The sequence below is a fragment of the Saccharospirillum sp. HFRX-2 genome, assembly GCF_043196805.1.
GTDB lineage: Bacteria > Pseudomonadota > Gammaproteobacteria > Pseudomonadales > Natronospirillaceae > Saccharospirillum.
This window is the reverse complement of sequence record NZ_JBEBMU010000001.1, coordinates 1,189,784-1,211,823: the sequence shown is the minus strand read 5'-3', so window position 1 is coordinate 1,211,823 and position 22,040 is coordinate 1,189,784. Positions and strand designations below refer to the sequence as shown.

General features: G+C 57.3%; 18 protein-coding genes. 10 read left to right on the top strand and 8 right to left on the bottom strand.

Annotated elements, in window-relative coordinates:
- Nucleotides 1-228: 228 nt before the first annotated feature.
- Nucleotides 229-2,559: a 5-methyltetrahydropteroyltriglutamate--homocysteine S-methyltransferase gene (metE, locus tag ABMA60_RS05645; protein WP_392799951.1), complete on the bottom strand. Its 2,331-nt coding sequence runs from the start codon at nucleotides 2,557-2,559 to the stop codon at nucleotides 229-231.
- 101 nt (nucleotides 2,560-2,660) lie between these two features.
- Between metE and ABMA60_RS05640 the strand changes: the two genes are divergently transcribed.
- The gene (locus ABMA60_RS05640) at nucleotides 2,661-3,590 is read left to right on the top strand and encodes a LysR substrate-binding domain-containing protein (RefSeq protein ID WP_392799948.1); all 930 of its coding nucleotides are present in this window, start codon (nucleotides 2,661-2,663) and stop codon (nucleotides 3,588-3,590) included.
- Between the two features lie 3 nt (nucleotides 3,591-3,593).
- On the opposite strand, the gene ABMA60_RS05635 is transcribed toward ABMA60_RS05640, so the two are convergent.
- Together ABMA60_RS05635 and djlA are read right to left on the bottom strand one after the other, a co-directional pair.
- Nucleotides 3,594-4,961: a leucyl aminopeptidase family protein gene (locus tag ABMA60_RS05635; RefSeq protein ID WP_392799945.1), complete on the bottom strand. Its 1,368-nt coding sequence runs from the start codon at nucleotides 4,959-4,961 to the stop codon at nucleotides 3,594-3,596.
- Between the two features lie 85 nt (nucleotides 4,962-5,046).
- Nucleotides 5,047-5,850: a co-chaperone DjlA gene (gene djlA, locus ABMA60_RS05630; RefSeq protein ID WP_392799942.1), complete on the bottom strand. Its 804-nt coding sequence runs from the start codon at nucleotides 5,848-5,850 to the stop codon at nucleotides 5,047-5,049.
- 218 nt (nucleotides 5,851-6,068) lie between these two features.
- Between djlA and ABMA60_RS05625 the strand changes: the two genes are divergently transcribed.
- The 5 genes from ABMA60_RS05625 to ABMA60_RS05605 all read left to right on the top strand — a co-directional run bounded on the left by ABMA60_RS05625 (nucleotide 6,069) and on the right by ABMA60_RS05605 (nucleotide 12,538).
- Nucleotides 6,069-8,609: an LPS-assembly protein LptD gene (locus ABMA60_RS05625; RefSeq protein ID WP_392799939.1), complete on the top strand. Its 2,541-nt coding sequence runs from the start codon at nucleotides 6,069-6,071 to the stop codon at nucleotides 8,607-8,609.
- 81 nt (nucleotides 8,610-8,690) lie between these two features.
- On the top strand, nucleotides 8,691-9,911 hold the full coding sequence (locus ABMA60_RS05620) for a peptidylprolyl isomerase (RefSeq protein WP_392799936.1): 1,221 nt from the start codon (nucleotides 8,691-8,693) through the stop codon (nucleotides 9,909-9,911).
- A complete protein-coding gene (gene pdxA / locus ABMA60_RS05615; RefSeq protein ID WP_392799933.1) occupies nucleotides 9,908-10,933 on the top strand; it encodes a 4-hydroxythreonine-4-phosphate dehydrogenase PdxA in 1,026 nt (341 codons plus the stop codon). Before ABMA60_RS05620 ends, pdxA begins: the two co-directional genes overlap by 4 nt.
- Complete coding sequence (gene rsmA, locus ABMA60_RS05610) at nucleotides 10,926-11,717, top strand: 16S rRNA (adenine(1518)-N(6)/adenine(1519)-N(6))-dimethyltransferase RsmA (protein ID WP_392799930.1); 792 nt, start codon at nucleotides 10,926-10,928, stop codon at nucleotides 11,715-11,717. Before pdxA ends, rsmA begins: the two co-directional genes overlap by 8 nt.
- On the top strand, nucleotides 11,714-12,538 hold the full coding sequence (locus ABMA60_RS05605) for a symmetrical bis(5'-nucleosyl)-tetraphosphatase (protein WP_392799927.1): 825 nt from the start codon (nucleotides 11,714-11,716) through the stop codon (nucleotides 12,536-12,538). The genes rsmA and ABMA60_RS05605 overlap by 4 nt, the downstream gene beginning before the upstream one ends.
- Nucleotides 12,539-12,598: 60 nt before the next feature.
- On the opposite strand, the gene ABMA60_RS05600 is transcribed toward ABMA60_RS05605, so the two are convergent.
- The 5 genes from ABMA60_RS05600 to ABMA60_RS05580 form a co-directional block, all read right to left on the bottom strand.
- Complete coding sequence (locus ABMA60_RS05600) at nucleotides 12,599-13,117, bottom strand: type II toxin-antitoxin system YhaV family toxin (protein WP_392799924.1); 519 nt, start codon at nucleotides 13,115-13,117, stop codon at nucleotides 12,599-12,601.
- Nucleotides 13,114-13,440, bottom strand: a complete 327-nt coding sequence (locus tag ABMA60_RS05595) for a type II toxin-antitoxin system PrlF family antitoxin (RefSeq protein ID WP_392799921.1) — start codon at nucleotides 13,438-13,440, stop codon at nucleotides 13,114-13,116. Before ABMA60_RS05595 ends, ABMA60_RS05600 begins: the two co-directional genes overlap by 4 nt.
- Before the next feature lie 182 nt (nucleotides 13,441-13,622).
- Nucleotides 13,623-14,885, bottom strand: a complete 1,263-nt coding sequence (locus tag ABMA60_RS05590; protein ID WP_392799918.1) for a flagellar assembly protein T N-terminal domain-containing protein — start codon at nucleotides 14,883-14,885, stop codon at nucleotides 13,623-13,625.
- Nucleotides 14,886-14,942: 57 nt separating this feature from the next.
- Entirely contained in the window at nucleotides 14,943-15,554 is a 612-nt protein-coding gene (locus ABMA60_RS05585; protein WP_392799915.1) for an LPP20 family lipoprotein, read from the bottom strand.
- 111 nt (nucleotides 15,555-15,665) lie between these two features.
- Nucleotides 15,666-15,827 carry a hypothetical protein gene (locus ABMA60_RS05580; protein ID WP_392799912.1) on the bottom strand — a complete coding sequence of 54 codons (162 nt, stop codon included), beginning with the start codon at nucleotides 15,825-15,827 and terminating at the stop codon, nucleotides 15,666-15,668.
- Nucleotides 15,828-15,909: 82 nt separating this feature from the next.
- Between ABMA60_RS05580 and traF (ABMA60_RS05575) the strand changes: the two genes are divergently transcribed.
- The 4 genes from traF (ABMA60_RS05575) (at nucleotide 15,910) to ABMA60_RS05560 (ending at nucleotide 21,657) form a co-directional block, all read left to right on the top strand.
- The gene (gene traF, locus ABMA60_RS05575) at nucleotides 15,910-17,577 is read left to right on the top strand and encodes a conjugal transfer protein TraF (RefSeq protein WP_392799909.1); all 1,668 of its coding nucleotides are present in this window, start codon (nucleotides 15,910-15,912) and stop codon (nucleotides 17,575-17,577) included.
- A 282-nt stretch (nucleotides 17,578-17,859) separates the two neighbouring features.
- The gene (gene traF / locus ABMA60_RS05570; RefSeq protein ID WP_392799906.1) at nucleotides 17,860-19,539 is read left to right on the top strand and encodes a conjugal transfer protein TraF; all 1,680 of its coding nucleotides are present in this window, start codon (nucleotides 17,860-17,862) and stop codon (nucleotides 19,537-19,539) included.
- 142 nt (nucleotides 19,540-19,681) lie between these two features.
- A complete protein-coding gene (locus ABMA60_RS05565; RefSeq protein WP_392799903.1) occupies nucleotides 19,682-20,908 on the top strand; it encodes a multifunctional CCA addition/repair protein in 1,227 nt (408 codons plus the stop codon).
- Nucleotides 20,899-21,657, top strand: coding sequence for a pteridine reductase (locus ABMA60_RS05560; RefSeq protein ID WP_392799901.1), 759 nt, complete (start codon nucleotides 20,899-20,901; stop codon nucleotides 21,655-21,657). Before ABMA60_RS05565 ends, ABMA60_RS05560 begins: the two co-directional genes overlap by 10 nt.
- Nucleotides 21,658-22,040: the final 383 nt, after the last annotated feature.

Sequence of the window (22,040 nt, the reverse complement as noted above, 5' to 3'; positions counted from 1 at the left end):
GGCGATAACGATGGGCAGGCCCGCCGCCAAAAGCATAATTTTACTGATGGACAACCGCTGATGCAGTTTCATAAACGCCGGACTCCCTGGCGAAACTTTGCTTTGAGTCTAGACGTTTATCAGAAAATGCAAGCGCAGTGCGCTGCGCCGCTTAACGCTGGACGGGAGACGGGAGACGCCGGTTAGGTAACCATGCTCGCGGTGCTCTGTATTTAGCGTCTTCCACTATCAAGCGTCTCCCGTCAGCGCAGCGTGCGTCATGCGTCTTCCAGCGCCAGCATACCGCTGGCGCATCACCTTCGCCGCCGACACCATGGCCGCCAAGGCTGGCTTCACTTCTTCCCAGCGCCGCGTTTTCAGACCGCAATCCGGGTTTACCCAAAGTCGTTCCGGGGGAATCACTTGCGCCGCTTTTTCCAGCAACTCAATCATGGTTTCGACGTTCGGCACGTTGGGTGAATGAATGTCGTAGACACCCGGGCCGATATCGTTCGGGTAGTCAAAATCGCGGAAGGCGTCGAGCAATCGTTTATCCGAGCGCGAGGTTTCGATGGTGATCACATCGGCGTCCATGCGCGCAATGGCACCGATAATGTCGTTGAACTGCGAATAGCACATATGGGTATGAATCTGCGTTTCACTGGCCACACCACTGGCGGTTAAACGAAACGCATCGACCGCCCAATCCAGATAGTGCTGCCAGGCGCGGCGGCGCAATGGCAAGCCTTCACGCAACGCGGCTTCGTCAATCTGAATAATGCCAATGCCGGCCGCTTCCAAATCCAACACTTCATCGCGCAACGCCAGCGCAATTTGCCGGGCGGTTGCGGCGCGCGGCTGATCGTCACGCACGAAGGACCAATTCAGAATGGTCACCGGGCCGGTCAACATGCCTTTCATCGGCCGGTCGGTGAGGCTGGCAGCGTAACGAGCCCAAGGCACGGTCATCGCTTCGGGGCGGCTGACATCGCCAAACAACACCGGCGGTTTTACGCAGCGCGAACCGTAAGACTGCACCCAGCCAAAGCGGGTAAAGGCAAAGCCTGCCAACTGCTCACCGAAGTATTCGACCATGTCGTTGCGCTCGGCTTCGCCGTGCACCAACACATCCAGATCGAGCGCTTCCTGGGTGGTAACCGTGGCTTTAATTTCTGCCTCGATGCGCGCCTGGTATTCCGCTTCGCTAATCACCTTTTGACGATAGTCACGACGCGTCTGACGAATAGCGTCGGTCTGCGGGAAAGAGCCAATGGTGGTGGTGGCAAAGGCCGGCAACGGCCGCGCCAGTTGCTGAATTTCGCGCCGTTCAGAAAACGGCAATTCACGTGACAGCGGCAATGTCGCCAGGTCAGACAACCGCTTGCGCAGCTCAGCTTTATGCAGATGCGGCGAGTTCAATCGGCACCGGGCGATCTCGGCGGCGGCCAGTAATTCAGCCTGGGTTTGGGCATCAGGATCATCCGCCAAAGCGCGTTTAAGCAAACCGATTTCAGCGAGTTTTTGCACCGCAAAACTCAGCCAGCTAGTCAGTTCAGCATCGAGCTCGGTTTCCTGATCGCGATCGACCGGAACGTGCAACAACGAACAGGACGGCGCCAGCCACAAACGCTCACCGAGTTTGACCTGAGCGGCCTGAAGTTTTGCCAACGCCGCCTGCAAATCGGTGCGCCAAATATTGCGTCCGCTGACGATACCGACCGAGAGAATCTTGCACGTCGGCAACCAATCCGCCGCCAGCGTCACTTCGTCCGGCGCGCTGACCGCATCGATGTGCAGACCGGCGACCGGCAGGTTGCAGGCGAGCGTCAGGTTGTCTTCCAGACCACCGAAGTAAGTGGCCACCAACAGCTTAACGCGCGCGCCTTTAAGACGGTGGTAAGCCTGTTCAAAAGCAGAGCGCCAGGCTTGCGGCAAATCGAGCACCAAGGCCGGTTCATCCAACTGCACCCAGTCCACGCCGGCCTGCGCCAGACGCTCCAATGCCTGGGCGTAAACATCGAGCAGCTGATCGAGCAATGACAGCCGGTCGAAATCCCCGCCGACCGGACGCGCCAGCCACAACCAGGTGACCGGACCAAGCAACACCGGCTTGGGCGTAAAGCCCGCTGCCTGCGCTTCAGCAACCTGCTCGAACAGAGCGTCGGTCGACAGTGCAAAACGCTGGTCTACCGTCACCTCCGGTTGCAGATAGTGATAGTTGGTGTCGAACCATTTGGTCAGGGTACAGGCCGCGGCTTCGGTGCCGCTCGGTGCCCGTCCGCGCGCCATGCGAAAGTAGGTATCCAGATCGACCTGGCCGCCATTCCAGCCAAACCGCTGCGGCACCACGCCGAGCAAGGCGCTGGTATCGAGCACCTGATCGTAATAGGAAAAATCGCCGACGCTGACAAAGTCGAGCCCGGCATCCTGCTGATGCTGCCAGTTCTGCAACCTCAGGGTGCGCGCCAGTTGATGCAATTCATCGGCGCTGCGACGGCCAGCCCAATAATCTTCGACGGCAAACTTGAGTTCGCGGCGAGCGCCGATGCGCGGAAAGCCAAGGCTGTGAGCGACGGTCATGATCAATCCCTGCTGTCTGGAAGTGTTGGCGACGAGTCTGACTTCCGGCACAATTCAATTCCAGCTCATGTTTTTCATGCTTTTATCAAAAGGGATTCATAATGTTTCTGGAACGCCGCCATCTGCAAAGCCTGCAAGCCATCGACGAAGCCGGCAGCCTGGCCAAAGCGGCCGAGCGGCTGCATGTCACTCAGTCGGCGCTGTCGCACCAGATCAAAGGCCTGGAACATTATTTCGACGTCAGTTTATTTTTGCGTCATACCAAACCGATCAAGCTGTCGCCGGCCGGGCGCAAGCTGCTGGAACTGGCCGAAGCGGTGTTGCCGCGCATCGCCGCGGTGGAAAACGAAATGACGCGCCTGGCCAGTGGCGAAGCCGGACGGCTCTATATCGCCATCGAATGCCACGCCTGCTACGACTGGCTGATGCCGGTGCTGGCGCGCTTTAAACAAGCCTGGCCGGGCGTGGAAGTCGATATTCGTCTGGGCCTGAGTTTCGATTCCATCACCGCCCTGCGCGCCGGCGAACTCGACCTGGTGATCTCCTCCGACCCCATCGAAGCCGCCGATCTGATCTTCCGGCCGATGTTCAACTACGAAGGCCGGTTAATCCTCCCCGACGACCATCGCCTGGCCGAACGCGACTTTATCCGCGCCGAGGATTTACAACAGGAACATCTGATCAGCTACCCGGTCAGCCGCGACCGTCTGGATGTGTTCAAACATTTCCTGACGCCGGCCGGCATCGAACCCAAATCCTTGCGCCAATCGGAACTCACAGCGGTGATTTTATTGCTGGTCGCCAGCGGCCGTGGCATCACCGCCCTGCCCGATTGGGTGCTGCGTTATTCGCAACATCCGACCAGCCTGGTCAGTCGCAAACTCGGCGAAAATGGCTTGCACGGCAAGATGTATTCGGCGATTCGCAGCAGCGATGCCAACAGCCAGTATCTGGCGGATTTTGCAGAATTGGCGGGGAAATTCGGGCCGGGCGGAAAGCCGCCGGTCGAGGAACCGGCGGCGGTGGTTTAACGCTTAACGATAACGCCGCTCCAACCACTCAAAGACGGCGCGCAAACCCATGGCTTCACCACCGCTGGGACGGCCGGGCAAGGCGCGGTTGTTAAACGCCATCACGTCGAAATGCACCCAGTGGCTGGCATCGACAAAGCGCTTCAAATAAAGCGCTGCGGTAATGGCGCCGCCAAAGGGCGTGGTCGGGCAGTTGACCAGATCGGCGACATCGCTTTTCAGAAAGTCTTCGTAGGGTTCGTGCAACGGCAAGCGCCACACCGGATCGTCTGCAGCCAAACCGGAATCGGTCAGCGTACCGGCCAGATCATTGCTGCCGGTAAAGAACGCCGGTAATTCAGTTCCCAACGCAACGCGGGCAGCACCGGTGAGAGTAGCAAAGTCGATCAGCAAATCCGGGCTGTCGGTTTCGGCTTCGGCCAGCGCATCGCACAACACCAGTCGGCCTTCGGCGTCGGTGTTATCGACTTCCACGGTCAGGCCTTTGCGGGTGTTGAGAATATCGCCCGGGCGGAAGGCGTCACCAGAGATGGCATTTTCCACGGCAGGAATCAGTACGCGTAGCCGCACCGGCAGCTTCATCGCCATAATCAGTTGCGCTAGGCCGAGCACGTGTGCGGCCCCGCCCATGTCTTTTTTCATCCAGCGCATGGCGCCACCGGGCTTAATGTCCAGACCGCCGCTGTCGAAACAAACGCCTTTGCCGACCAGCGTCAATTTGGGTTGGCTGTCGTCGCCCCAGCGCAGATCCAGCAAGCGCGGTGCGTGGGTGGCCGCGCGGCCGACGGCGTGCACCGCCGGGTAATTCTGCGTCAGCAGTTCATCGCCGACGATTTCACTGAACTGACCGCCAAAACGATCGGCCAGTTCAGCCGCGGCGCTGGCCAGGTTTTCCGGCATCATGTCGGCGGCGGGAGTGTTGACCAGATCGCGCACCAGCGCCGTGCCTTCAGCCAGATGACGCACGCGTTCTACCAGCGCTTCGTTGTCGATCACCAGCGTCGTATCCGGCGCCGGGTTTTGTTTATAGCGGTCGAACCGATAAGCACCGAGCAGCCAGCTCAGAGCACAACGCTGCAATACCGCCTGATCGTCCTCGGCCAAATAATAACGGCCAGCCGGCAATCGATTGACCAGATCGCCCAACAACCAGGGCGCATGGCGGTCTTTCACCACCAGCAGCACTTCGGCCACCTCGCCATCAGCGCCGGGCAACAGCGCATGGCCGGGCGCTTTAAAGCCGCTGGATGCCAGCCAGCGCTGCGTGGCTTGCGGCCGTGCGGCCAGCCAGTTGTCGTAGTCGGATTGTTCAATCAGGGTCAGTGGCAGGCCGTTTGTGCCAGCCTCAAGCAAGGTTGCAGTGGTGGGCATGGAGATCTCTGTTAGTACGGGTCCGTTTGCCTCTATAGCGGCAACGGCGCAGGTTTCAAGAGGCTGGCAGCGATGGACTATGCGCTCAGCTGAGTTTGCGTTGGTTCTTGACGGTTTCGTAGGCCTGCTGAATTTCCTGGGTTTTTTCCTTGGCGATGGACATCATTTCCTCGGGCAGACCACGCGCCACCAGCTTGTCCGGATGGTGCTGGCTCATCAGTCGGCGATAGGCTTTTTTCAGGTCGGCATCGGTGGATTTTTCACTCACGCCCAGAACCCGATACGACTGTTCCAGACTCGGTCCACGCTCGCGTCCGGCCGAGCTGCCACGCTGACGGGAAAACTGCGCCTGGGCACGCATGCGCTGATTAATCAGTTCAAATTGCAGTTTATTAATGTTCAGCGCTTTGCAGATCAGCTGAATAATGCGCTGTTCATTGGCGCTCAAAGCACCATCGGAATAGGCGGTCTGCAACTGCACTTCCAAAAACAATTGGCTGAGCGTGCTGCGCCGGCCAATGACTTCGTGCAGCTCGTCGAGCAGCGGCATGATGTCGTAATCCGGCGTCTTGCCTTCGTTAAACAGACGCATGGCTTCGAGCCGCTGCACTTCGTTCAGACCCATGCGCGTCATCACTTCACGCGCCTGTTCAATTTCCTGCTCGCTGACCCGACCATCGGCCTTGGCCAGCTTGCCCATCACCCGGAAGGTCGCCTGAAAAAAGACCGTTTGCAGCACGCCACGGCGATCGCCATCCAGCTTATTGGCCTGGCCTTGCGCAGTGCGATCGAAGGCATTACCCAGCAGCACACCCAGCGCGAGTCCAACCGGCCCACCGGCGTACAGGCCCAAGGCACCGCCGAGAATTTTGCCAACCCAAGCTTTCACCACTGCACTCCTCCAACCACCGACAACGTCAAAGCTTCGAAAACGACCAAGCCTCAGCTTAACCCTTCGAATGCCGGGCTACCACCGCCCTGCCCGCTTGGGTATCATGCCCGTTTTCCTGCGAACTCACACCGGGGTCTATGCCAACGCCCGCCCACGCACATGCCTTTCGGTTTTTGACCCGCCCGCTGACTCTGGTTTTGTCAGCGACGCTGGCGATGCCTGTTGTTGCAGATAAAGGTGTTGCCGAAAACAGTGCGACCGAAAATGCTGGCGTACTGCGCGACTGGCGCCCCTACGCTGAATTACCCGAGGCCGAACGCCAGGACATTGCACCCTATTGCCCCGGCGGTTTTGTCGATCCGATGCGCCTGGACGACAGCATCGACCCGAACCGACCCGACGAAGAATTTCCGCTGGTTTTCCACTTCGATGAAAGCGACAACCTCTCGACCGACTCAGCCCACCTCAGCGGTGAGGTCAGCGCCAAGCGCAATACCTTCGAAGTCTATGCCGACGAAATTCGCTACGAAAGCAGCAGCGGCCAGGGTGAATTGGACGGCCAGGTGCGCTTGCGTTCGCTGGGTGCACTGATCGCCGGCGAATCGGCATTGCTCGATTTTGAGACCGACGAAGCCACCATCAATGAAGCCGAATTCGCGCTGCATCGCGAAGACCTGCACGGCTCGGCACAAACGCTGCACCGCCAAACCCTGAGCCAATTTCGCGGCGAAAACATTGCCATCACCCGCTGTATGCCCGAAGACCCGGCCTGGGGAATTCGCGCCGCCTCGCTGACGGTGAATCAACAAACCGGCATCGCCCGCGCCTGGCACGCGCGCTTTGAAATCAAATCGATTCCGGTGCTCTATGTGCCTTATTTATCTTTCCCTATCGACGAACGCCGCCGCAGCGGTTTTTTGCCAGGTACCTATGGTCTGGGTGAAGGCGGCGTCACCGAATTGGCGGTGCCTTATTATTTGAACCTGGCGCCCAATTACGATGACACCTTCACGCTGCATTATTTCGGCGAGCTGGGTTTACTGGCACGTAACGAATTCCGTTTTCTGACCGAAGAACACAGCGGCATCACCGACCTCGATGTGCAGGTCACCCAGGAAGCGGAAACCACCGATAACGAAACCGCACCGCGTCGCTGGGCCTATCGCCAGCGTCTGGCCGGCCAGTTGAACGACAAAACCGGTTACGATCTCGACACCCGCTGGGTCAGCGACCGCCGCTACGATCAGAACTTCAATAACGGCGGCGACAGCGTCGACGACCAAACCCTCGACCTGACGCTCACCCGTCGCATCCCCACCGGTCTGCTCACGGTCGACAACGAATTCACCACCCCGGTGCAGGATGGCAATTCCGATTTCCACACCGCCAGCATTGCCGCCAGCACCCGCTTTGGCGATTTACGCACCCGCTTGCTGACCGAATTCCAGGTGCCGGAAGAGGAAGATTTCATTCCCGGCGACCCACTCGATAAAGACGACTGGCCGCTGCAACGCCTGCCAGAACTGGCGTTGACCTATCAGCCGCTCAACCTGCCGGGCAATCTCAGCCCGTCTGGTCAGCTGACCGCCAGCCGCTTCAGCCGGCAATTAACGCCGCAGCAGGAAGATGCCTTGCTGGCTAGCACCGATGATTCCGACCTCGCCGCCGCCAATGAGACCAACCGGCTGTATGCGCGCACCGGCTTGAGTTATCCACTGGCGGTGGAGTGGGGTTATGTGCGGCCTCAAGTGGATGCGTTCTTTCTGGGTTACCAGCAAAGCAATCCGCTGGATTCCGATTTCAGTTTTGCCGACGACGACTTTGAACGCGATCCGTCCATCGTCACCGGCCGCTTCACCATGGACAGCCGCATCGTCGCCGAAAAACCCTATCGCACCGATTCGGGCATCATCGTGCATTCCATCGAGCCGCGTCTGCATTACACCTACACGCCGTTCGTCGATCAGAGCAATCTGCCCAACCTCAACACCGAAGCGGTCGATAACGACTTTAAGCTGTTCACCAACGATCGCTTCAGCGGACTCGATCGCATCGGCGATATGAACCGCCTCAGCGTGGCTATGGATTCACGCTTTCGCAATAACCGCACTGGCGAAGAAGTCTTGTTTGCCGGCCTCAGCAAAGGGTTGAAACTGTCGCAGGAACGCGTCACCGAAACCGGCGCATCGAGACCGGAAGACGACGATTTCGAACCCGAGTTCAGCCCGACTTATCTCGATTCACGCTGGCGTCCGGCGGCCGATGTACAGGTCAACGCCTCCGCCCAATGGGCGCACGATGACGGCACGCTGGAAGCCTATTCCGCCGACGTAACCTACCTGCCACGCGGCCGCCGTTTCCTGCGTTTGGGCATCACCCGCGAAGACGATGCTCAGGGTTTTGGCATGTCGGGCTATTGGCCGTTGCGCGCCAATATCGCCCTGGTTGGCCACCTTAACTGGGCGCGACCCGTGGCCGACGACGAACCCTATGGCGACTACGAAAACACCGACCTGGTGGTCGGCATCGACTACGACAGCTGTTGCTGGAACGTCCGTGTCGTCGGCTTCAGCAACCAGCCGGACGAAGATGATGACGAAGACGACAATTCCGACAGTCTGTTTTCATCGCGTCCCGAGCGCGGTGTAAGATTCGAATTCACGCTGAAAGGTCTAGGCGGCAGCACCGGTTCCATCGAATCGCTGCTGGCCGACAAAGTACCGGGTTATCACGGACGTATTCATAATTATCGTTGAAGGGCTGCACCGCGGCCCTCATGACGGCAGGTGATGCAAGCCTGCCGTCCATCGCACCGCACTGATTCCAGGAGCCACATCGTGCACAGATTGACCCTCTTAACCCTCACCACAGCCCTGTCGCTGATGCTGGCCTGGCGTGCCGACGCCGCCGAGTTGCTCGATCGCGTTGTGGCCGTGGCCAACGAAGACATCGTCACCGCCAACGAGCTGGCAGAGCGCACCGCCGAAATTCGTCAGCGCTACCAGAACAGCCCCCAGGTATTACCGCCGGGCGATCAACTGCAGCGCCAGGTACTGGATTCGCTGATTCTGGAACGGCTGCAACTGCAACTGGCCGGCAACATGAACCTGAACATTACCGACAGCCAGGTCAACGACGCCATCAACACCCTGGCGCAACAACGCGATATGACGCTAGACAGCTTCATTGCCGCGGTGGAATCGAGCGGCGACAGCTATCAGGACCTGCGTCGTGATGTGCGCCGCGAACTGACGCTGAACCAGGTACGTCGGCGCTACGTCGGCCGCGAAGTCAACGTCACCGAAGGGGAAGTCAGCCGCTATCTCGACACCCTGGCCGGCCAGTCTATTCAGGACGTGAAATTCGAATTGCTCTACCGCCGTTACAGCCTGGAGCAACGCGACCAAGCCCAGGCGCAGTTGCAACAACTGCAAGCCGGCGACCAACTGAGCATCGACGACAACACCCGCAACCTGGGACTGCGCCCGATCAGCGAATTGCCGAGTATTTTCCGCACCGTAGTCCCGGTGCTCGACCTCAACGAAGCGGTACTGATTGAAAACGGCGGCGCTTTGCATCTGGCCCAGCTGATCAACAAAACCGATCGACAGGCGGTCCAGGTCGAGCAATATCAGGTACGGCATATCCTGGTACAGCCGAACGCCCTGCTCAATGCAACCCAGGCTCAGGCACTGCTTGAAGACCTGCGCAAACGCATCATCGACGGCGACAACATGGCCAGCCTGGCCGACCAGTTCACCGACGACCTGGGCAGCAAAGGCAAAGGCGGCGCGCTGGGCTGGCGTCAGGCCGAAGAATTTGTCCCGGCCTTCGCCAACCAGGTTCGCACCACACCGATTGATCAGGTCAGTGAGGTGTTTGAATCGAACTTCGGTTACCACATTCTGCGCGTTGAAGATCAGCGCACCACCGATGTCGGTCTGGATGTGTTGCGCCAACAGGTGCGCGAATCGCTGGCGCAGCGCAAGTTCGAAGAAGCGCTGCAACGCTGGCTGGTGGAGTTGCGCGCCCAGAGCTTTGTCGAGGTCAAATTGTGAGTCTGCCGCTGGCGGTCACTCCCGGTGAACCAGCGGGCATCGGCCCGGATCTGGTCCTGAAACAAGCGCTGCTGGAGCACCGCCAACCCTGGTTTGCCATCGCCGATCCGGCTTTGATGACCGAACGCGCACGGCTGTTGAACCTGGACGTACGCATCGAAACACTCGCCAGCCTCGACGCACTGAAAGCACCGCAAGCCGGCATCTTGCCCGTCTTGCCGGTTAAGCTGAACGCGCCCTGCGAAGCCGGCCAACTCGACGCCCGCAACGCCGGTTACGTGTTGCAAACACTCGACGTTGCCATCGAACTGGCCATGGCCGGCAAAGTCGCGCTGGTTACCGGCCCGGTGCACAAAGGCATCATCAACGACGCCGGCATCGCCTTCACCGGCCACACCGAATATCTGCAAAGCCACAGTGGTGTGAAGCAGGTCGTGATGATGCTCGCCACCGAAGGCCTGCGCGTGGCTCTGGTGACCACTCACTTACCGCTGTCACAAGTGCCCGCTGCCATCACCGCCGAGCGCATCGACAGTGTCGCCACGGTGTTGCAGCAATCACTGCAGCGCGACTTCGGTTGCGCCGAACCCAAGGTGCTGGTCTGCGGTTTGAATCCACACGCCGGCGAAGGCGGCCACCTGGGTCACGAAGAAAGCGATATCATCGAACCAGCGCTGGCTAAACTGCGCGCACGTGGCTGGCATTTCGACGGCCCGCTGCCGGCCGATACGCTGTTCCAACCGCACTATCTGGACGACGCCGACGCCGTACTCGCCATGTATCACGACCAGGGTTTGCCAGTGCTGAAATTCAAAGGCTTCGGCGCGGCGGTGAACATTACGTTGGGGCTGCCTTTTGTGCGCACCTCGGTCGATCACGGCACCGCGCTCGATCTTGCCGGCACCGGCAAAGCATCAGACGGCTCACTCGCCGTCGCCCTGCAAACCGCTGCCACCATGGCGCAGCACCGGCACAACAATGGTCAGTTACACGACCCCGCAAATGGACAGTTGAATGCATAAAGCGCGTAAACGATTCGGCCAGAACTTTCTGCACGACAGCCGCATCATCGATCGTATCATCGCCAGCATCGCGCCCAAACCGGGGCAGCGACTGGTGGAAATCGGCCCGGGGCGCGGCGCCTTAACCGAGCCGTTGCTCGCCGGAACCGACGGCGAACTCGACGTTATCGAACTCGATCGCGATTTAATTCCTATCCTGCGCGCCCAGTTTTTTGATGCCAAAAATCTACGCATTCACGAAGCCGATGCGCTGCGTTTCGACTACGGTCAACTGATCAACGGCGATGAAAAACTGCGCCTGGTCGGCAACCTGCCGTACAACATTTCCACGCCGTTAATGTTTCATCTGCTCAACTGGTCGAGCCAGATTCACGACATGCATTTTATGCTGCAAAAGGAAGTGGTCGAACGACTCTGTGCGGCACCGGGCGACAACGCTTACGGCCGTCTCGGCATCATGATGCAGTACCACTGCGAAGCGCGGTACCTGTTCACCGTACCGCCCGGCTCGTTCCAGCCGGCGCCGAAAGTCGACTCCGCCATCGTCCGCTTAACGCCACGTGCCGAACCGCAAACCCCGGCCGATAACGTTGAACTGCTCGGCACAGTGGTGCGCACCGCTTTCAGCCAACGCCGCAAAACGCTGCGTAATAATTTAAAACCGCTGATCGATGCCGCCGGCATTGAAGCGCTGGGATTAAACCCCGGCGAGCGCGCCGAAAACCTCGCCATTGCCGACTTTGTGAACCTGGCCAACGCCATCCATCGTCAGGAGAAAGCATGACGCTCTACGCCGTCGGCGACCTCCAGGGTTGCCGCAGACCACTCGAATTGTTACTGGAAACCGTCGGCTTCGACACCAGCGTCGACAAACTCTGGCTGACCGGCGATCTGGTTAATCGCGGTGACGATTCACTCGGCTGCTTACGCTTCGTGCGTTCACTGGGCGCTGCCGCCGAAACCGTCCTCGGCAATCACGACCTGCATTTATTAGCGCTGGCACTCAGCCAGCAACCGATGAAAAGCAACCCCGACCTCGACCGTATTCTGAACGCCGAAGACTGCTTCGAGTTGATGGAATGGTTGCGCACCCGGCCGGTATTACTGCACGACGCCGAACGCCGTCTGCTGATGACACACGCCGGCATCCCACCGATCTGGAGCGACAACGAAGCCCAACTGCACGCCAAAGAACTGGAAAGTCTGTTCGCCGACCGGCCGCGTTTTCTCGGCTTTCTCAGTGAGATGTACGGCGACAAGCCCGACGTCTGGAGCGACGACCTAACCGGCATGGCGCGTTACCGCTACCTCACCAACGCCTTCACCCGCATGCGCTTTTGTGGCCCCGACGGCCGCCTGGAATTCAAACACAAAGAAGGCATCGACGACTTCCCCACCGGCATGAGGCCCTGGTTCGACTGGCCGGTCAAACGCAACCACACCATCCTGTTCGGTCACTGGGCCGCGCTGATGGGTCGCACCGGCAACGACGACTTTGTCGCTCTCGATACCGGTTACGTCTGGAATAATTATTTAACCCTGATGAATCTCGATACCGGCGAGCGCTTGCATTGCGATACAGCGGGGATTGTTTTTTCGGTGTAGTTTTGCGATGTAGTCTTTAATCTAGATTTTCAGTAACTCAACCATAAAAACCACGACAGACTATATCGGACCTTGAGTCAGTCGGGCCGTTCTCGATGTCACTTTCTTGGCTTCTTGGATGAGTTGATCCCAATCATCTGGAGGGTGCCCTTTGTTCAACATCCGGTTAAAAACTCGATAGGCATCAGACTTGCTGTCATAAGCCCTCTTGGTTTTTTCGTTATTAACCCAGGCGAATACAATGATTTTGCTTTGCGCGTGATAGCGAAAAAATAGCCGGTACTGTTGAAAGAATTTAGCCCGGAACCAATGCTTGTAGTCGTCACCCAGAGTATTGCCTTGGCGGTACTCTGACCTTCCCGGGTCCTGCGGAATGATATTCAAAGCAAGCTGGTATATAGCCGCCAGGCGTTTAGTGACATTTTTGCTCTGATAGTCGGTCGGGTGTTTTGCCTTAAGCAAAGTCACCTGCTTAGTCAGCTCTTCAACCTGATCAAGGAACAGGGGGTGGGCATAAATGGTCCAGCCATTAATGACTATGGCCGAACCACTTGAGGCTGGACCATCTTCGATGGTCATTCATCATCGTCCGACAGCGGTTCATCGAGATCGACGTTAACATCACCCACCAACACCTGGATACGCTCTACCAAGCCAGTATTGACCGCTTGAATCCGTTCGGGGTGGGCCGCCATGTCCTGAGCGAGGAAGTGCAAGAACTGACCCAATACAGGGTCGTTGGCTTCTTCGACCGCCTTGGTCAGCACAACCCGACCATCGGGGAGGAGTTTGTAGTGGATCTTGTCTCGCTTTTTCAGCTTGAGCGCTTCTCTCACCGAGGACGGCACTGTGGTCTGAAAGCGGTCGGTCAGTGTGGATTCAACTTCCAAGGAGGTGCCCATGATTCGCTCCGGCGTCTGTCGATACCAGCAAGGTAATGCGATTGCATTACCATGTCAAGCTGAGTGGTTGCACCACGACACCTCAACCAACGCCTATCCAGTCACAGAGCACCTATCCTAAAACATAAAAAAAGGCGCCTTAAGGCGCCTGTCGAGAGAGTCTATTTGGCCTGACAGGGGAATTACCAGGCCATCACCACATCATCCATCTGCAAGTTCAAACGTTCGCTGCCAATCGCCAGTTCGGCAATGGCGAAGTGCGGCTGGACCTGTTTGACTTCCGCCACCAGGCGGGTGTCGCTCAGTTGCCAGAAGGTATCGCCCTGGCGGTCGAAGTGCTGGCTGGTGCGATACACACTCAGGAAATCGCCCGGACGCAAGCCGCTGCTGGCACCGGTATCGACAAAGATACGCTGACCATTAACCTGGCTGATCGCCGCCATAAACGGCTGGCACTGAATGGTTTTCTGAATGTCTTCCACCGCCTGGTCGAGCAACAGTTTTACTTCATGGCCGTAATCGGTGCTGAAGAAACGACCGGTGGCGAAGCCGACACGCGCATTGCGTGGCTCGTTCCATTCACCGTAAGTGCTGTAACGGCTCTGGAAAACCAGGGCGCCGGAATAGCCATCGTGCACGAAGATGTCGAACACAAAATGACGGGTGCGTTCGGGACGATCGATACCCACGCGCGACAACATGCCATCCCAGATTTTCGGCTGATCGGCGTGCGGATCTTCCATCGCCAACTCACGAATGGCGCCGGAAATTACAAACTGAGCACCGAGATTTTTCGCAGCATCGACCGCACTGGTCAGCGTCATGCGCGGCGACAATTGTGTCGGCGCCGCATCGCTGTTCGGGTACAAGGTCATGGTGTTGGCGTTCAGCGCACGAATGCCGGCCATGCCACCAAAACCATTCACAAAGTAAGCCGCCAGTTCCCGATCGACCGAACCCAGGTGCCCCATGGTGGACTGTTCCGGATGGTCCATCTGGAAGCCGGTTACCGCCACGGTTTTGCGATAGTGGTTGGCCATCACATTGGCGCAGACTTCGTTTGACGACACCCGAGCAGTAATGGACACCTGGTACATATTGCCCTGGCGGCCTTCACTCATGATGTGAATATCGGTCACCCGGGCGGCGCTGTTCACGCGCAGGTAATCGACCGTCAGGTTTCCGTTTTCCATCACCTGGGTGGAATGCACCTGAGCACTGACCTGCACCGAGGCACTTTCGATCGCCTGACGCAGGGCACGAATGCGGGCGCTGTCGGTATCGCCAAACTGAATTTCCGCTTCGCCAACGGCGTCAACCAGTACCAGACCATCGTTGGACGGCATCGGTTCTGCTTGCGCCAGGCTGATCGCCGCCAGCGGGAAAACCACCGTGGCGACAAACCAACGCAGTGCCATCTTCAGACTCTGTTTTGTGCGCAACATGATGCTCTCCTCCGCCGCTGACTCGATGCCGTTAGGCGATGCCGTTATTCGATGCTGTTATTCAATGAAATAGAGACCGGATTCATTCGACTCCACGCCCTGGCGCGTCAGCTGACTGCGCGTAATGGCATCGATGTCGTGAATCATGTCAGCGGCACAACTGGTGTTCTGACGACCGTTGGCACGGTTGGCCAGACAGTTGCGGAAACCTTCGTCGATCACCATCTCGACCATGGTTTCGTAGCTGCCGTCAGACAGCATTTCCTGATAAATCACCCGCGCACCCATGATTTGGGTATCAACAAAGGCACGGTAGCGATCGCTCTGCACCACCATGTCTTCCACGGTAGAAGTACCGATGATCTGCGTGCCGTACACCCGTTCCGCCATGGTCCGGTAGGCATCGAGCTTGGAAGCGCGACGCGCAATCAGACGCTGCTGAACTTCAGTCAGACCGGCCGAGTTCGGGTTGATGGCGCCGTAACCGGAAGCCCGTAATACCATTGGCTCCATCGGAGGCAGTTTTTCATTGATCTGGCGCACTTCGGAAACAATGGCGGCCACCTGTTCTTCCTGGCTCGGCTCATCGCCGCCGAACATTCCGCAACCAGTGAGCAGCAGGGACAGGGCCGCCAGGCTGATCACCTGGCGCAGGGTATTCGCTTGCATAGGGCGCTCCATTTTCATATCGGCACGTGGCCTGACGCTGTTGTTTCCAGCTATCGGCCAGCGCAGAAATTACATTAGGGGCATTTCGGGAGCAGGAGATCGGAGGCCCGGTCAAACGCCGAGCCATCCAGTTGTCAGCGGCTTGACGATTTTAAAGTCACCACCAAATACGATACGACGCGCGCCAATAATTTGACGATAAATGTTATTAATTTCGACAAAACAGCCACAAAAAACCACTTCTTCGCTATTTGCTTCAAGCTCGCTTTGCAAAGTGGTTCACATCCACTATTTTTAAAGCAAACCGCCAGCGGTATTTGGCCGCCCAACCAGAAATCACAGGAAGATCATCACTATGCAACGAAGTCTGCTTGCACTGGCCATACTGACGGCCGGCACCGCCTCTGCAACGCCTTTTACCGGCAACGACACCCGCTCCAACGCCATGGGCAATACCGGTGTCGCCTCCGCCGACTCCTTCGCCGCCAGCCAGTTCAACCCAGCGCTGTTGTCAGCCTATGACGATGATGTGGATTTTGGTTTGCAACTGCCGAGCATCCGCTTTGCGATTGATGATGGGTATGGGTTTATTAAGGCGGCGAATGTTACTGATGCGTTTGAGGATACGGATTCTGCTGCTATTGAAGCAGAAATTAATGGCGGAACTGGTGGAGTTGACCTGGCTACGGCCGCCGATAATGTAACGGCTGCTGCAGCTGCTCTGAATGACGGCGTAGATCCAGGTGAAGTCGAAACACTCAATTCGGCTAACGCAACACTTAATACAAAGATCACTAATATCCAGACAGAAATGGACAAACTGGATATAGCAATTACCGATACCAACGAAAGTCTATCCACTCTAGAAGACAGACCTTTAGCAATCCTTGGCTCAATTGGAACGGCGATAGCAATTCCTCGCTCTGGATTGGGTCTAGCACTTCATCTAAATACAAGTGCAAATCTTGGCATGAGGGCAAATATTGCTCAGTCTGACCTTGATCAAATATCAACAATTGTTACAGCCACTAGTGGTTACACCGATGAAGCAGCAGAGCTGTCTCAACTGTCTACTAATCTTTCTAATGCTGTTACGGCTTTTAACCAGTTCGATACGTCACTAAACCCATGTGGAGGTGGATCTGCAGAGTATGAAACAGCTTTCAACAACATGGTTGTTGCACAAGCAAAACTAGAAGCAGAATCGACAAATACTACAGTCAACACCACGAATTGCGCTGGCGCCGTAAGTGAAGGTCCTACGGGTGGAACCACGCTGGTAACTTATACCGATGGCAACGGTGTTTACGTAAACGGCGAACTCCAGGCTTCAGCCACCGAAGGTCTAGGAGACGATTCCTCAGTCACCATCCTCGGTGCCAACATCGTAGAATTGGGCATCTCCGCCGCTCGTGAATTCACCTACCTGGGCCAAACTTTCTCCGTCGGTGTCACCCCAAAACTCCAGTCGCTGCAAATTTTCGAAGACACCATCGCCTTCGACGAAGCCGGCTCGGTAGACTCCAGCACGTTCAGTCAAAACACCACCACGGCCTTCACCGGCAACCTCGATATCGGTATCGCCAAAAACTGGTACAACGTCGCCAAAGGCCAGGTGCGTGCCGGCCTGGTGGTGAAAGACCTGATTCCGCAGACCTTCGAAAGTGCGTCCGGCCGCGAGCTGGAAATGGGCCCCAAGGCGCGCATTGGCGTGGCGCATGAAACCCGCTTCAGCACCCTGGCGCTGGACTTGGACCTGACCGAAAACGAACCCCTGGGTTATGGCGTGACCACGCGCTACATCGGTGTGGGCGGTGAATTCGATGCCTTCAACTGGATGAAAGTCCGCGCCGGTTACCGCAATAACCTGAGCGTCGAAGACAGCCACGTCATCACCACCGGCCTCGGCTTTACGCCCTTCGGTGTCGGCCTGGACATCACCGCCTGGCTCAGCCCTGCAACGGAATGGGAAGAAATCGTTCAGGACGCAGGTCTTGCCACCCAGTTCTCCATGAACTGGTAAGCCAAAGCTTCTGCAATACCCGGAGCAGTGGACACCCACCGCTCCTTTCATCCCGGAAAGGTTGCGCAGCAGCCTTATCCGGGATCTCCCCTGGGCCACAATCCAAACATCCAACCACCTCACCCCGGCCCACAACATCAACTCCGTTCTGAGACCCAGTCGTCAATAAGGCATCTGTTCAGGTCTCACCTTCGCCCCTAAACTCCGGTTACATTCTTTAACACCGCAACGGAAGCGCCACGACCCAACCGAGGGTCATTGACACCACAGGGAATCGAAACGATGGAACGCGTTTTAGTAACACTGGTGACCTTAATAACCACAGCGGCATCGGCCGCGCCTTTTACCGGGAACGACACCCGCTCGAATGCCATGGGCGGTACCGGCGTAGCATCAGCAACCTCATTCGCCGCCAGCCAGTTCAACCCGGCCTTACTGACCAATTTCGGCGAAAAAATCGACTTCGGCCTGCAGTTACCCAGCATGGTATTGGCCATCGACGACGGCAAAGGTTTTGAAGAAGCCGCCTCTGTCGTCAGTGAATTCAAGAAAGTCGATATCGCCGTCATTACCACCCAGGTTGGCGGTAATGCCAACACGGTCTCCCTGGCCGAAGCGGTCAGAAACGTTCGGGATTCAGCTGATTTCAAAGACGGCGGAGACCAGGAAGAACTCGAAAAATTCAGCGCCGCCAACGCCGCCTTAAGTGAGAAAGTCACCATCATTACAGCCGAGATGAACGACCTGGACGCCGCCGTTAAAAAATCCAGCGAGAGCTTCTCGACACTCAACCAAAAACCGCTGGCTTTCCTCGGCTCCATCGGCACCGCCATTTCACTGCCTCGGGAAAAAACCAGCGCGGCGCTGCATCTTAATTCCAATATCAACCTGGGCATGTTGACGAAAATCGATCAGGGGGATCTGGATAAAATCAGCAGTATCGTCGCGGCCACCAATGGTTTTGCCAACGAGTCTCAACAAGTCACCCAACTGAACGCCAACTTCTCCGCGGCTCTGGCCACCTTCAACACCTTCGACACCACAGTAGAACCCTGCACCTCGGGCAATGCCGCTTACCAGGCAGCGTTCAACAACTTGATATTGGCGCAGGCGTCGCTCTACGCCGAAGTCACCAACGAAGATCAGACCGCGGTCATCTGTGATGGCGAAGGCAGCTTTACCAACGAGGATCGCCCGCCCATCGGCAACACCAACCTCGCCAACTACACCAGCGAAGACGGTCTCTTCGTTGATGGCGAATTACAAAACTCGACGCTCGAAGGTTTGGGGGATGATTCCACCATCACCGTTCTTGGCGCCAACATGGTAGAACTGGGCTTGTCTGTCGCGCGCGACATCACCTTTTTAAAGCAGGATATGTCAGTCGGCATCACCCCAAAACTGCAGCTGATTCAGATATTCGAAGACAACTTCGGCTTTAACGAAAACAATGGCGTGACAAGCAGCGACTTTATGCAGAACGTCAAATTCGTTACCACCGGTAATGTTGATGTGGGCGTGGCCAAAACCTGGTCCACCATTATCGGCGGCCAGATGCGCGCTGGCCTGGCAGTCAAAGACATCGTCCCGCAAACCTTCAAAAGCACCGCCGGCCGGGAATTAACCCTGTCGCCCAAAGCCAGAATCGGCGTGGCCCACGAAACCCGTTTCAGCACCCTGGCGATGGACCTTGATCTCACCGAAAACAAACCCCTGGGTTATGGCTCACCCAGCCAACAATTCGGCATCGGCGCCGAATACGATGCCTTCAACTGGGCCAAAGTACGCGCCGGCTACCGCAATAACCTGGCCATCAAGGACCTGCACACCATCAGCACCGGTTTGGGTTTCACGCCCTTCGGCATCGGCCTGGATCTCACCGCCTGGATGGTCCCCACCTTCGACCCACACAAAGCATTCCGCGACGCCGGCATCGCCGGCCAGTTTTCGATGAATTGGTAACCCGGTTAAGACGGGGTTTCGGCTGAAACCCCAATCTATGTGCCGCTTAACGGGAAACGCAGCGTGCGTTAAGCGTCTACCAACCTGTCAGCCATATCCCTTCAGCAGTACAATGCCCACACACTCAAACAGCTGATGAACGATGCAAACTTACTTGGTCGGCGGCGCAGTGCGCGATGAACTCCTGGGACTGGCGGTAAAAGACCGCGACTGGGTGGTCGTGGGCGCGCGCCCGGAAGAACTCGAAGCCGAAGGTTATCAACGCGTCGGCGCCGACTTCCCGGTGTTCCTGCATCCGCACACCAAAGAGGAATACGCCCTGGCGCGCACCGAGCGCAAATCCGGCCACGGCTACACCGGCTTTGAAGTGCAATTCGACCCCAGCGTCAGCCTCGAAGACGACCTGCTGCGCCGCGACCTCACCATCAACGCCATCGCCAAAAGCGACGCTGGCGAACTGGTCGATCCTTATGGCGGCTTAGCCGATATCGAAAACAAACAACTGCGCCATATCTCACCCGCCTTTCGTGAAGACCCATTACGAGTCTTGCGCGTTGCCCGCTTCGCCGCCCGCTTTGCCGGCCTGGGTTTCGAAGTGGCCGCAGAGACCCAGGAACTGATGCGCGCCATGGTGGATGATGGCGAATTGCAGTATCTGGTACACGAACGCGTCTGGCAGGAAATGAGCCGCGCCTTGCTCGAACCCAGCCCGGAATATTTTTTCCGCGAACTGCGCGCCTGCGGTGCGTTAAAAGTGATACTGCCGGAACTCGATGCGCTCTTTGGCGTGCCACAAACCATGCGCTGGCACCCGGAAATCGACACCGGTATTCACACCTTAAAAGCACTGCAAATGGCGGTGCAATTAAGCGACAGCCTCGACGTTCGCCTAGCCGTCTTATGCCACGATTTCGGCAAAGGCCTGACCGACCCGAAATACTGGCCATCGCATCGCGGTCATGAAGAAAGCGGCGCCCAGGCAATTGCCAAAGTCGCCGCCGAACGCAAATGGCCGAAGAAGCCCGCACGCCTGGCCGAGCTGACCGCACGCTACCACACCCACTGCCATAAAATCGGCGAACTCAAAGCCGCCACCATTGTGAAAACCTTGGAGGCCTTCGCCGCCTTTCGTCAGCCGGAAACCTTCGAACATTTCCTACTCGCCTGCGAAGCCGATGCGCGTGGACGATCCGGTTTTGAACGACAGCCGTATCCAGAAGCCAACCAATTTCGAGCCTGCCTGGAAGCCTGTCAAAGCGTTAAACCTGCCGACCTGATGGCTCAGGGTTATGAAGGCGCCCAACTCGGCGAAGCCATTCACCGCGCTCGAATAAACGCCGTCAAGGACGTACAGAAAACATGGAACTGATGCTCACGCTAAAAGCAACTGACCCGGCTCCTGTCGTCGTTATTACCGGCGCTGCAAAGCGCGTCGGCGCGCAAATGGCACACACCTTTCACCAAGCCGGCTTTCGTGTTGTGGTCCACTACCGCAGCAGCCAGAACGATGCCGAAACCTTGGTTGCCGATTTAAACCAACAAAGAGACAACAGCGCTCAGGCAATACAATCCACACTCAACAACGCCGACATCATTAACGAATTCGCTCAACTGGCCAGCGCCGCTTTCGGTCGCCTCGACGTCTTAATCAACAACGCCTCCGCCTTCTTCCCGACCGCGTTCGGTGAAATAGAAGAAGCCGACCTCGATCGGTTATTGCACTCCAACCTGCGCCTACCCATTCTGCTCACCCAAGCGCTAGCGCCCGAACTGACAAAAGCCAAAGGCGCCGTCATCAATATGGTCGACATCCACGCCCTGCGCCCTCTAGCCGACCACCCCGCCTACGCTGCCGCCAAAGCCGGTTTAATCAGCGCGACAAAATCCATAGCACTCGATCTTGCGCCCAACATCCGCGCCAATGCCGTCGCACCCGGCGCTATCTTGTTGCCGGAAAACCAGGGTTCGGACTACGAAAAACACCTCACCGCCCAGATTCCGCTGGCCAAAATGGGCCAACCCAAAGACCTAGCCGAAGCCGCCCTGTTTTTGGCAACAGCGCCCTATATTACCGGGCAGGTGTTGGCGGTAGACGGCGGGCGCACCGTCAAACAGTAGACCGCCAACGGCTTCTCCTACTGAAAACGGACACAAACGCCCCCCTTTTCTTGAACCTCATCATACAAAGCGGTATTCCTAAACCTAAACCCTTGGCGAGCCCTGTAACCGGCCGAGCGGTAGCGTTGTTGGGCCAATAAGCACCTTTAGTACGATGCATATCCAGTGGATAAACCCTGATATGTGTCTTCAGTGACACTGATAGCGGAGATACTTGTCGGCTAAGACTGTTTTCCAGTAATTGATATCAGCCACAGCAACGCCCTCAATTCGCTGCAAAATGAGGGGTTACTGGACAGGGTATAGTTTGGTTGTGTATTGAAATAAGGTTCGCGCCGGGATAAGAGGCGCAGGAGACGATTAATAAGTTGTTATGCATCCTA

Excerpts from the sequence above, each read along its gene's own strand:
- ABMA60_RS05585 (WP_392799915.1), bottom strand. The coding sequence starts at position 15,554 with ATGCAAGCGAATACCCTGCGCCAGGTGATCAGCCTGGCGGCCCTGTCC.
- metE (WP_392799951.1), bottom strand. The coding sequence starts at position 2,559 with ATGACCGTCGCTCACAGCCTTGGCTTTCCGCGCATCGGCGCTCGCCGC.
- ABMA60_RS05625 (WP_392799939.1), top strand. The coding sequence starts at position 6,069 with ATGCCTGTTGTTGCAGATAAAGGTGTTGCCGAAAACAGTGCGACCGAA.
- ABMA60_RS05640 (WP_392799948.1), top strand. The coding sequence starts at position 2,661 with ATGTTTCTGGAACGCCGCCATCTGCAAAGCCTGCAAGCCATCGACGAA.
- ABMA60_RS05590 (WP_392799918.1), bottom strand. The coding sequence starts at position 14,885 with ATGTTGCGCACAAAACAGAGTCTGAAGATGGCACTGCGTTGGTTTGTC.
- ABMA60_RS05605 (WP_392799927.1), top strand. The coding sequence starts at position 11,714 with ATGACGCTCTACGCCGTCGGCGACCTCCAGGGTTGCCGCAGACCACTC.
- traF (WP_392799909.1), top strand. The coding sequence starts at position 15,910 with ATGCAACGAAGTCTGCTTGCACTGGCCATACTGACGGCCGGCACCGCC.
- ABMA60_RS05595 (WP_392799921.1), bottom strand. The coding sequence starts at position 13,440 with ATGGGCACCTCCTTGGAAGTTGAATCCACACTGACCGACCGCTTTCAG.
- ABMA60_RS05565 (WP_392799903.1), top strand. The coding sequence starts at position 19,682 with ATGCAAACTTACTTGGTCGGCGGCGCAGTGCGCGATGAACTCCTGGGA.
- rsmA (WP_392799930.1), top strand. The coding sequence starts at position 10,926 with ATGCATAAAGCGCGTAAACGATTCGGCCAGAACTTTCTGCACGACAGC.
- ABMA60_RS05600 (WP_392799924.1), bottom strand. The coding sequence starts at position 13,117 with ATGACCATCGAAGATGGTCCAGCCTCAAGTGGTTCGGCCATAGTCATT.
- traF (WP_392799906.1), top strand. The coding sequence starts at position 17,860 with ATGGAACGCGTTTTAGTAACACTGGTGACCTTAATAACCACAGCGGCA.
- ABMA60_RS05635 (WP_392799945.1), bottom strand. The coding sequence starts at position 4,961 with ATGCCCACCACTGCAACCTTGCTTGAGGCTGGCACAAACGGCCTGCCA.
- ABMA60_RS05560 (WP_392799901.1), top strand. The coding sequence starts at position 20,899 with ATGGAACTGATGCTCACGCTAAAAGCAACTGACCCGGCTCCTGTCGTC.